We start from the raw sequence: 10,923 nt of genomic DNA, 5'->3' as shown, positions 1-10,923 counted from the left end.
GAACACCACTATATAGGTGCAATGAACGCCTCTGAAACCGGACCGGTCGCAGCTGAAATGCTCCGACGCCTCAACTCGGCGATTTCGCCGGCTTCCATCCAGCTTGTTGACGACAGCGAGCAGCATCGCGGGCACGGCGGCTACAATCCGTCGGGGGAAAGCCACTTCAGCTTGCAGATCGAAAGCCCGGCCTTCGCGGGCAAGAATCGTGTGCAGCGGCAACGGATGATCTATGCCGCCATCGGCGACCTGATGGAAAGCCGAGTCCACGCATTGTCGATCCGTGCAACCGCGCCGGGAGAAGAATGATGGCGACAATCGAAAGCCCCGTCCTGCAGACCATCACGCCGGTCACCCACGACCTCGGTGACTTCAAGGTCAACCGGGTGCTTCCTGCACGTGAGCGGACGATGGTCGGCCCCTTCATCTTCGTTGACGAGTTCGGGCCGGCGCGGCTTCCGGCGGGACAGGGCATGGACGTCCGCCCACACCCGCACATCAACCTCGCCACGGTCACCTATTTGTTCGACGGCGCGATCGAGCATCGCGACAGCATCGGTTCGCATCAGGTGATCGAGCCTGGTGCGATAAACCTGATGACGGCGGGCACCGGCATCGTCCATTCCGAGCGCTCTCCGCAGGCCCTACGGCCGGGAGGCCCGAGCCTCTATGGCATGCAGACCTGGCTAGCGCTGCCCGATGGCGGCGAGGAGGTCGCACCAGCGTTCGATCATGTCGCCGCTGATGGCCTTCCGTTCGTGGAAGATGGCGCGGCACGAGCGCGCGTGCTGATGGGCACTTTGTGGGGCGCAACTGCTGCGACGCCGCAGCATTCGCCCACCCTTTATGCGGACATCGAGCTCGCCGCTGGTGGGTCGATCCCAATTGAGGCCGGCGCGGACGAGCGCGCCGTGATGCTAGTCGGCGGCGAGGTGACACTGGACGGCCAGCCGCTCGATCCGTTTGCGCTTTACGTCCTGCGGCCCGGCCATGAAGCGGCGCTCGCCAGCGCAGCCGGCGGCCGTTTGATGCTGATGGGCGGTCAGGCCTTCACCACCCGCCGCTATGTGTTCTGGAACTTCGTCTCCTCGTCGCGCGATCGCATCAACCAGGCCAAGGACGACTGGAAGGCGCTGCGCTTCCCGCTCATTCCCGGCGACGACCAAGAATTCATTCCCATCCCCGAGGTGCCCAAAACGGTCAGCTATCCGTGACGGACTTCCGGCGCCTGAGCCTGAGGACGGGCGCGACCCTCAACGTCGCGCTTGCCGGCGATCCAGCGAAACCCGCCGTCATATTCCTCCACGGTTTTCCGGAATCGCACCGCACCTGGCGCGAGATTGCGCCACTGCTTGAGGACGATTTCTACCTCGTCATGCCGGACCAGCGCGGTTTCGCGGGATCGGATCGGCCGCAGGAGGTCGAGGCTTACAAGTCCGAGACATTGATCGACGAGGTGTTCGCGCTCGCCGACAAGCTTGGGGTCGAGAGCTTCGCGCTGGTCGGCCACGACTGGGGCGGAGCGATCGCCTGGGGCGCGGCGTTGCGCAGCGATCCCCGACTGACCCGGTTGGCGATCATCAATGCGCCCCACCCCGTCGTATTTCAGAAAAGCCTGATCGAGGACGCGGCGCAGCGCGCCGCCTCGCAATACATGACCGCCTTCCGCACGCCCGGCTTCGAGCAGGCCGTCGAGGCGATGGGCTTTCCCGCCTTCTTCGAGAAGACATTCGCCAAGCATGTCGACTTGTCGAAGATGCCCGAAGCCGAGAAGCAGCAATATATCGCCGAATGGTCGCAGCCCGGCGGCCTGACCGCGATGCTCAATTGGTATCGCGGGTCGAAGGTCGTCGTTCCTCCGCCAGGCGTGAGCGTACCCCTGCCCGACTTGCTCCTGCGCGCGTTCCCGAAAGTGAAGGTGCCGACGCTTGTCATCTGGGGAATGAAAGACACCGCGCTTCTCCCGCTGCAGCTCGATCCCTTAGACGCACTGGTGGAAGACCTGACGATCATCCGCCTGCCCGACGCGGGCCATTTCGCGCCGTGGGAAGCCGGCCAAGAGGTCGCCGCGGCGCTGCGCCCCTTCCTTGCCGCGCAGGTGGCGGCTAGGGCCCCCGCTGCATGAGCCAGACTCGTTCCAAGTCACGATCAGCCGCCCGCCTCGCCGCGGTCCAGGCCATCTACCAGCAGGAAATGGAGGGCACGCCGCTGCCCCGCCTGCTCAAGGAGTTTCACGACCATCGCCTTGGCGCGACGATTGAGGATGAAACCTATCACCAGGCCGAGCGCGACTTCTTCGACGATATCGTCGCAGGCGCCGACGCTCGTCGGGAGGAGATCGACAAGTTGATTGGCGACCGGCTTGCCGAAGGCTGGAGCCTCGAGCGTCTTGACCGCCCGATGCGCGCCATTCTCCGCGCCGGCGCCTATGAGTTAATCGCCCGCGCGGACGTACCGGTCGGCTCGGTCATTTCCGAATATGTCGACGTCGCGCACGCTTTCTACGACAAGCGCGAGAGCGGCTTCGTCAACGGTCTCCTCGACGCCATCGCCAAGGAGGCTCGGCCGGCGCGAGCGGAGTAGTGCATGCGCGAAGGTGAAGTGATTGCCAGACTGCGGCGGATTGCGACCTCGCCCGAGGCGCGCGGCCTGCTCGATGACGTCGCCGTTCTTGGCGGGCTGGTCGTCACGCACGACACCATCGCGGAGGGCGTTCACTTCCTCAGTTCCGATCCGGCCGGCAGCGTTGGCTGGAAGCTGGTTGCGGTAAATCTGTCGGATCTCGCCGCGAAGGGCGCGAGCCCGATGGCCGCACTGCTGTCGCTTACCATTACGAGCTCCGGCAAGTGGGAGGTCGATTTCCTCAGCGGGATCGAGGCCGCCTGCGAAAGTTACGGGCTGCCGTTGATCGGCGGCGATACCATCGCGCTGCCTGACGGCGCGCCGCGGGTGCTTGGACTGACCGCCATCGGCAAGGCAGGAAAGCACGTTCCCGATCGCGCCGGCGGCAAGGCCGGGGACCATCTCTGGCTAATCGGCACAATCGGTGAGGCAGCGGCCGGGCTTGCCCAGCTGCGCAAGGACCGTCACGCCAGCGGCCCACTGGTCGAGATCTATCGCCGCCCGGTCCCGCTCCTCACCGCCGGCCACGCGGTTGCGCCGCAAGCCAATGCGATGATGGACGTATCGGACGGATTGTTGCTCGACGCCAAGCGGATGGCCGAGGCAAGCCGCTGCACCTTGCGCATCGACCTGGATACGTTGCCGCTTTCGGCCGCTTTCATCGAAGCGCAGGGGGATGATTTGAAGTCCCGTCTGTTCGCCGCAACCGGCGGCGACGACTATGCATTGCTCGCCGCCCTGCCTCCGCATGCCGACCCGTCAACACTTTCTTTACCAGAAGGCACGACGATCGAACGCATCGGGACCCTCGAGTCCGGCCCGCCAACCGTGCGGCTGATCAGTGAGGGAAAGCCCGTCGCATTGCCGGAAAGGTTGGGCTTTGAGCATTCGCACGATCAGCATCGGGGGTCATCCGCTCCGCCAGTGGCTCATCGGCATTAGCGGCCTGGCTTCGGGCATGATGCTCGCGCTTCTGATCCGCTAAACCACCGTTTAGCCGGCGCGGTTGCAAGCCGCGCAAACGCTTCCTAAAACCGGCGCCGTCCAGGGGGCGGCCGCGATCAGGCCGCAACAGCCTGATTCAAGAAACGGGGAAGCTTGAACTCATGAACCTGCTGCTTATCGCCATTATTTGCGGCGTCATTGCCGTTCTCTACGGGGTTGTGACCACCATGCAGGTGCTGAAGGCGCCTGCCGGTAACGAACGGATGCGCGACATCGCCAGCGCTGTGCAGGAAGGCGCGCAGGCGTACCTCGCCCGCCAGTATCGCACCATCGCCATCGTCGGCGTCGTCGTCGTCGCCCTCGTCTATTATTTTCTCGGCCCGGTCTCCGCGATCGGCTTCCTGATCGGCGCGCTCCTGTCGGGCGTGACGGGCTTCGTCGGCATGAACGTGTCGGTGAGGGCCAATGTCCGCACGGCCGAAGCCGCCCGGACGTCGTTGCAGGGCGGTCTGACCATGGCTTTCCGGTCGGGCGCCATCACCGGCATGTTGGTCGCCGGTCTTGGCCTGCTCGCGATCTCGGTCTTTTTTTATTATCTCACCGCGGTCGCCGGCCACGCGCCCAATGACCGCGTTGTCGTCGACGCGCTCGTTGCGCTCGCGTTCGGCGCCTCGCTGATCTCGATCTTCGCCCGCCTTGGCGGCGGTATCTTCACTAAGGCCGCGGACGTCGGCGCCGACCTGGTCGGCAAGGTCGAGGCCGGAATTCCCGAAGACGATCCACGCAACCCGGCGACCATTGCCGACAACGTCGGCGATAATGTCGGCGACTGCGCAGGCATGGCTGCCGATCTGTTCGAGACCTACGTCGTGACGCTTGGCGTTACGATGGTGTCGATCGCGCTGACCGTAACCGGCGGCGATGGCGAGATGCTGATGAAGCTGATGAGCCTGCCGCTGATCATCGGCGGCCTTTGCATCGTGACGTCGGTCATCGGCACCTACATGGTCCGGCTCGGCAAGGGCTCGATCATGGGCGCGCTCTACAAGGGTTTCTGGACGTCGGCCGTGCTCGGAGCGGTCCTCGCTTACCCGGTCACGCAATATGTGCTGGGGGACATGAACGCCGTTGTGGCGTCGATCCCGGGTGTCGGCGATGCCGAAATCCAGCTGACCGGCATGAAGCTTTTCTACTGCATGCTGATCGGACTGGGTCTCACCGGTCTTCTGGTGTGGATCACCGAATATTACACCGGCACCAATTACCGCCCGGTGCAGAGCATCGCGAAGGCGTCGCAGACGGGCCACGGCACCAACGTCATCCAGGGCCTCGCGATCAGTCTTGAATCGACGGCGCTGCCGACGGTCGCAATCGTCATCGCGGTGATCGCTGCCTACCAGCTCGCGGGCGTGATCGGCGTCGCCTTTGGTGCAACGTCGATGCTGGCCATGGCCGGCATGGTCGTTGCGCTCGACGCTTATGGCCCGGTCACCGACAACGCCGGCGGCATCGCCGAAATGGCTGGGCTCGAAGAGGACGTGCGGACGCGCACCGACGCTCTCGATGCAGTCGGCAACACCACCAAGGCTGTGACCAAGGGCTATGCCATCGGCTCGGCAGCGCTTGCTGCGTTAGTGCTGTTCGGGGCCTACACGACGGACCTTCGGGAATTCTTCCCGGACGTTGCCGTCGATTTCTCTCTGTCCAACCCGTACGTGATCGTCGGCCTGCTGCTCGGCGCATTGTTGCCCTACAGCTTTGGCGCATTCGGCATGACCGCGGTCGGCCGCGCCGCCGGCTCGGTGGTTGAGGATGTCCGCCAGCAGTTCCGCGACAATCCGGGGATCATGGAAGGCACCGTTCGGCCCAACTACGGCCGCACCGTCGACCTCGTCACCAAGGCCGCGATCAGGGAAATGATCCTGCCCTCGCTGCTTCCGGTGTTGACGCCAATCGCTGTCTACTTCCTGATCACGTTGGTTGCAGGTCAGGCGTCGGGCTTCGCGGCGCTCGGCGCCCTGCTTCTCGGCGTCATCGTTTCCGGCCTGTTCGTCGCCATTTCGATGACCAGCGGCGGCGGCGCCTGGGACAATGCCAAGAAGTACATCGAAGACGGCAACTACGGCGGCAAAGGCTCGGAGGCTCACAAGGCTGCCGTGACCGGCGACACCGTCGGCGATCCTTACAAGGACACCGCCGGACCAGCCGTCAATCCGATGATCAAGATCACAAACATCGTCGCGCTGCTTCTGCTCGCGGCGCTGGCGGCGGCGCACTAGGCCGCCGACCTTCGAAAAGATAGGCCCCGCCGCGGAGATCCTGCGGCGGGGCTTTTCTTTTGCGCTCGACGGGCGTTGAAGCACGGTCATGCCTCACGCAATCCGAGTCCATCAGACGGGCGGCCCCGAAGTTCTCAAGTGGGAAGAGATAGAAGTGGGCAAGCCCGGTCCCGGCCAAGTTCGCCTGCGCCAGGAAGCCGCGGGCCTCAACTTCATCGACGTTTATCACCGCACGGGACTGTACCCGCAGCCCCTCCCGTTCACGCCAGGCGTTGAAGGCGCGGGCGTGGTCGTTGCCGTCGGCGACGGGGTCAAGGGTCTGAAGGAAGACGACCGCGTTGCCTACGGCGGCCCGATCGGCGGCTATGCAGAAGACCGGCTGATCGACGCCGACCGGCTTGTAAAGCTGCCGGACACCATCTCGTCCGAGCAAGCCGCAGCGATGATGCTCCAGGGTATGACCGCGCAAATGCTTCTCCGCTCGGTCCATCGCGTCCAGGCTGGCGAGACCATCCTCGTCCAGGCGGCGGCAGGCGGCGTCGGCCTGATCCTCTGCCAGTGGGCGAAGGAGCTCGGCGCAACGGTCATCGGCACGGTCGGCAGCGACGAGAAGGCCGAGCTCGCCCGCGCTCACGGATGCGACTATCCAATCGTCTACACCCGGCAAGACTTCGTCGCCGAGGTCGCACGCATCACCGACGGCAACAAGGTGCCCGTCGTCTACGACGGCGTCGGCAAGGACACCTTCATGAAGTCACTCGACTGCCTTGCTCGCCGCGGAATGATGGTCAGCTACGGCAATGCTTCCGGGCCAGTGGAGCCGTTCCCGACGACCATCCTCGCGCAGAAAGGCTCGCTCTTCCTGACCCGCCCGACGCTTTACGACTATGCCATTACGCGCGCGGAGCTTGAGACCTCAGCCAACGAACTCTTCGATATAGTCGCGAGCGGCAAGGTGAAGGTCGAGATCAAGCAACGCTTCGCGCTCAAGGACGCTGCCGAAGCCCACCGCGCGCTGGAGGCGCGCAAGACCAGCGGATCGACCGTCCTCACGATCTGAGCTTCGTCGTTCCAGCCTTTTCTTTTGATTGACGAATGTTAGCATCGCCCCGCCGAGTCAGGGGGAGGCGTTCGTGCGTAAATCTGTGCTGATTAGTGGGCTGGCGCTGTTCGCCAGTGCACGCGGACTGGCGGGCCCATTGCCGGATGCGGTGCCCATCGAGGCTTTCGCGGAGCTGCCGACGATTGAATCGCCAGATCTGTCGCCAGACGGGACCAAGATTGTTGCAAAGATCGCGGTCCGCGGAAAACAGGTTCTCCTGGTCAAATCTTTGTTCGGCGGTGCGCCAGTCTCGATGGCGCAGAGCGACATCGACATCAATTGGTGGCGGTGGGTCAATAACGACTGGATCGTCGTCGGCGTCGGCGACGAGGTAAACCTGTACGGCGAAGACCTCTACGCGACGAGCATCGTTGGGGTGAGCGCCGACATGAAAAAGATGCTGGCCGTCGACCCTCAGCGGACCGGCCTCGTTGCCGACGATGTCATATGGATTGCGCAGGACGGATCGCCTCGCCTCCTCCTGTCGAAGGAGACTGGGATTAAAACCGAATCGGAATGGTACCCCAGCGTGTTCGACGTCGACATTTCGACGGGGAAAGCGAAACAGGTCGTCTACTCCCACGATGGTGTTTGGAACTGGAGCGCCGATTCAAACGGGGTCGTCCGCTACGGAGTCATCTGGGACGAAGGCAAGAAGCGCGGCGGCATCTACCGAGCGTCCGCTAGCGACGACTTCCACAAGATAAAGCTGGCGGGACGTGAGGCGGACTCCATCCCGGAGCCCGTTGTCTTCAGGACCGACGGAACGGCACTTGCCTTCGACGATGGCGAGGGTCGGGACGCGCTTTACGAAATGGAGCTGCCGACCTTCAAGCTCGGGAAAAAGGTCTTCGGGGACGATCGTTACGACGTCGATACTCTCGTCGCCACAGCGGCAGGAAACGACGTTGCGGCGGTGGGGATCGCCCGCAACCGCAAGTTCTATGAATGGTTCGACCCTTATCTGAAGGAAATTCAGGGCGACTTGGACAAGTCGCTGGGGCCGGGCAATGCGCGCATCGTCTCATGGAATTGTGATCGCAAAAAGCTGCTGGTCGAGGTGGGAGATCCTTCGCAGGCCGGCGCGATTTACTACTGGGACACGGACTTCGCAGAGATGCAGCGCATCTCGTGGAACAGCGAAATCCTTACAAACCGAAAGCTCTCTCAGGTGTCGACGGTTCGCTACAAGGCGCGCGACGGGACGAATATCGAGGCCGTACTGACCATGCCGCGGGGCCGGTCGGCGAAGAACCTGCCGCTCATCGTGATGCCTCATGGCGGCCCCGGCGCTCGTGACTCTGAGGAATATGACTGGTGGTCGCAATTCCTTGCCGAGCAGGGTTATGTAGTGATCAAACCGAACTATCGCGGTTCAACCGGCTACGGGACGGCCTTCCATGACCTCGGCAATGGTCAGTGGGGTCTGAAGATGCAGGACGACCTGATCGACGCGATCACCCATCTGGCCGATCAGGGGGTGATCGACCCCAAGCGAGTCTGCATCGTTGGCGGCTCCTATGGCGGATATGCGGCAATGCGCGCGGCGCAGCGTGACTTTCCGCACTATCGCTGTGCCGTTTCCTACGCCGGAATCTCCGATCTTGGCGCGATGCTCCGCTACGATAGGAACCTGCTCGGCAAAGGAGTTGAGAGCTATTGGAAAAAGCAGGCGTCAGACTTTTCGGCCGTCTCTCCCAGGTTTCATGCTGCGGAGTTTGGCGCCCCAATCCTCATCGCACACGGGATCAAGGACAAGCGCGTCCCAGTGAAGCAGTCGCGGATGCTGGTGAGCGAGTTGCAAAAAGCTGGCAAACCATATGAATATCTTGAGCAGAAGCTTGGTGATCACCATTTCAGTCGCAGCGAAGACAGGCTTGAGTTCCTGAAGAAGCTCAAAGCCTTCCTCGACAAGTACAACCCGGCCTAACCGTCCGCCTTCCCTTTTCGGCGGGTCGCGGCTAAGGCTCCGCGACTTTTCGCGCACAACAAAAGGAAATCGCTTGGCCAAGGAAGAATTGCTCGAGATGCGGGGCCGGGTGGTCGAACTGCTGCCCAATGCCATGTTCCGCGTCGAGCTTGAGAACGGCCATGAGATCCTCGGTCACACGGCCGGCAAGATGCGCAAGAACCGCATCCGCGTCCTCACCGGCGACGAAGTGCTCGTCGAACTGACGCCGTACGACCTCACCAAGGGCCGGATCACCTACCGCTTCATGCCCGGCCGCGGAGGGCCGCCCGGCTACACGGGCTAATCATTCATGCGGCTGATCCTCGCCTCGGCGAGCCCGCGCCGTATCGACCTTCTTGCTCGCATCGGCGTCACCCCTGACGCCGTGATGCCCGCCGAAATCGACGAAAGCGTGCCCAAGGGCGAGCTTCCGCGTGTGCATGCATCGCGGCTGGCGCGCGAAAAGGCGGCGGCGATTGCGGCGCGTGAACCTGACGCGTTTGTTCTGGCAGCCGACACCGTGGTCGCCGTCGGCCGCCGGATTCTCCCCAAAGTCGAGGATGAAGAGACGCTGCGTGAGTGTATGCGACTACTCTCCGGACGCCGCCACCGCGTGATGACCGGCGTCGCACTCGCAATTCCCGGCGGCCAAATCCGCCAGCGGCTGGTCGTGACGATGATTGGGATGAAGGGTCTCTCAAAACAGGAGATCGACTTCTACGCAGCGCATGGCGAATGGCAGGGCAAGGCCGGCGGCTATGCGCTGCAGGGCTATGGCGAAGTCTATGTCCGCCACATCGCCGGCAGCTATTCGAACGTCGTCGGCTTGCCCGTCGCCGAGACGCGCATGCTGCTGAAAAGCGCGGGATATCCGCTTGCCTGAATGGCTGATCGAGCGCGGGATCGGCGAGATCCGATCGGTGCTTGTACAGGATGGCGAGATCGTCGAGGCGCGGATCGAGCTGGATGGATCGCCGCGAGCCGGAAGCGTTCTGGCCGGACGGTTGGCAAGCGTCGGAACCGGCGGCCGGAATGCCGTCGCGCGTGATGCAGAAAATCGCGAATATCTCCTACCCCGCGGCGCTGGCGGCGCGACGGAGGGCTCTGCCTTGAACATCGAGGTGACACGTGAGGCCATTCCCGGCGCCGAGCCATGGAAGCGACCGCTGGCACGCATCACCGACGAGCAGCCCCGGCCCGCAATTGCGCCAGCGGGCAACCAACTACCTTTCCCTTCGCCCCGCGATGAGCTGGCGGCGCTTGGCTGGAATGACCTGCTGGAAGAAGCGCGAAGTGGGATCGTTCGCTTTGCAGGCGGCGAGCTTCGCATCTCGCCGACGCCCGCGATGACCCTGATCGACGTCGATGGCCTTATGCCGCCTGACGAGCTCGCCGAGCGCGGCGCCTCCGCAGCCGCCGAGGCGACCCGCCGGCTCGACATCGGCGGATCGATCGGGATCGATTTGCCGACAGCTGGGAGCAAAGCGGCGCGTCAATCCGCTGGAGCAAGGATCGATGACGCGCTCCCGCAGCCGTTCGAACGAACGGTGGTGAACGGCTTCGGCTTCGTCCAGATCGTCCGCCCGCGCCATCGCGCGTCGCTCGTCGAGCTGGCGCAGGACCGCGCGAATTTTGAAGCGCGCGCCTTGCTCAGACATGCAGCGATGGACGCGCCGGGCGCCAAGCGCCTGGTCGCTCACCCGGCACTGATTGCCGCGCTGGAGGCATGTTCGGGTTGGCTGGACGAGCTGTCGCGCCAAATTGGTGGCGCGGTCGAGTTGCGTGCCGACCCATCCCTCCCCATTGCAGGCGGATATGCCGAAAAGCTCTAAACGAACGGACACCTGCCCGCTCTGCCGCTCGCCTCAGTCCCCTGAGTACGCGCCCTTTTGCAGCCGCGGCTGTAAGGACCGCGACCTGCTCAAGTGGCTTGGCGGCGGATATAGCATCCCCGGCCCGCCGGCGGAGGAGCGAGACCTCATGCCGAGGGTGGACAGCGAGGATGGCGACGGTTAGTGAGCCGG

The 10,923-nt window shown here is 63.7% G+C and carries 12 protein-coding genes; all 12 read left to right on the top strand.

Annotated features, from left to right (window positions below; genetic code table 11):
* Positions 1–57: 57 nt before the first annotated feature.
* The 12 genes from ABD704_RS11075 to ABD704_RS11020 all read left to right on the top strand — a co-directional run bounded on the left by ABD704_RS11075 (position 58) and on the right by ABD704_RS11020 (position 10,915).
* Positions 58–309, top strand: coding sequence for a BolA family protein (locus ABD704_RS11075; protein WP_344699745.1), 252 nt, complete (start codon positions 58–60; stop codon positions 307–309).
* Positions 309–1,214 (top strand): pirin family protein, encoded by a 906-nt coding sequence (locus ABD704_RS11070; RefSeq protein ID WP_344699744.1) that lies wholly within the window; start codon positions 309–311, stop codon positions 1,212–1,214. Before ABD704_RS11075 ends, ABD704_RS11070 begins: the two co-directional genes overlap by 1 nt.
* Positions 1,211–2,125 (top strand): alpha/beta fold hydrolase, encoded by a 915-nt coding sequence (locus tag ABD704_RS11065; RefSeq protein WP_344699743.1) that lies wholly within the window; start codon positions 1,211–1,213, stop codon positions 2,123–2,125. Before ABD704_RS11070 ends, ABD704_RS11065 begins: the two co-directional genes overlap by 4 nt.
* A complete protein-coding gene (gene nusB, locus ABD704_RS11060) occupies positions 2,122–2,583 on the top strand; it encodes a transcription antitermination factor NusB (RefSeq protein ID WP_344699742.1) in 462 nt (153 codons plus the stop codon). Before ABD704_RS11065 ends, nusB begins: the two co-directional genes overlap by 4 nt.
* 3 nt (positions 2,584–2,586) lie before the next feature.
* A complete protein-coding gene (gene thiL / locus ABD704_RS11055) occupies positions 2,587–3,564 on the top strand; it encodes a thiamine-phosphate kinase (protein WP_344699741.1) in 978 nt (325 codons plus the stop codon).
* A gap of 164 nt (positions 3,565–3,728) precedes the next feature.
* A complete protein-coding gene (locus ABD704_RS11050) occupies positions 3,729–5,846 on the top strand; it encodes a sodium-translocating pyrophosphatase (protein ID WP_344699740.1) in 2,118 nt (705 codons plus the stop codon).
* An 88-nt stretch (positions 5,847–5,934) separates the two neighbouring features.
* Complete coding sequence (locus tag ABD704_RS11045) at positions 5,935–6,906, top strand: quinone oxidoreductase family protein (RefSeq protein ID WP_344699739.1); 972 nt, start codon at positions 5,935–5,937, stop codon at positions 6,904–6,906.
* Positions 6,907–6,979: 73 nt separating this feature from the next.
* The gene (locus tag ABD704_RS11040; protein WP_344699738.1) at positions 6,980–8,878 is read left to right on the top strand and encodes an alpha/beta hydrolase family protein; all 1,899 of its coding nucleotides are present in this window, start codon (positions 6,980–6,982) and stop codon (positions 8,876–8,878) included.
* A gap of 73 nt (positions 8,879–8,951) precedes the next feature.
* On the top strand, positions 8,952–9,203 hold the full coding sequence (gene infA, locus ABD704_RS11035) for a translation initiation factor IF-1 (protein WP_168067748.1): 252 nt from the start codon (positions 8,952–8,954) through the stop codon (positions 9,201–9,203).
* Between the two features lie 6 nt (positions 9,204–9,209).
* Positions 9,210–9,782, top strand: a complete 573-nt coding sequence (locus ABD704_RS11030) for a Maf family protein (RefSeq protein WP_344699737.1) — start codon at positions 9,210–9,212, stop codon at positions 9,780–9,782.
* Positions 9,775–10,731 (top strand): Rne/Rng family ribonuclease, encoded by a 957-nt coding sequence (locus ABD704_RS11025; RefSeq protein WP_344699736.1) that lies wholly within the window; start codon positions 9,775–9,777, stop codon positions 10,729–10,731. Before ABD704_RS11030 ends, ABD704_RS11025 begins: the two co-directional genes overlap by 8 nt.
* The gene (locus ABD704_RS11020; protein WP_344699735.1) at positions 10,715–10,915 is read left to right on the top strand and encodes a DNA gyrase inhibitor YacG; all 201 of its coding nucleotides are present in this window, start codon (positions 10,715–10,717) and stop codon (positions 10,913–10,915) included. Before ABD704_RS11025 ends, ABD704_RS11020 begins: the two co-directional genes overlap by 17 nt.
* Positions 10,916–10,923 lie beyond the last annotated feature (8 nt).

This window comes from Sphingomonas limnosediminicola (genome assembly GCF_039537965.1).
GTDB lineage: Bacteria > Pseudomonadota > Alphaproteobacteria > Sphingomonadales > Sphingomonadaceae > Sphingomicrobium > Sphingomicrobium limnosediminicola.
Note: the sequence above shows the minus strand (reverse complement) of the source record. Positions and strands in the feature narration are given on the sequence as shown.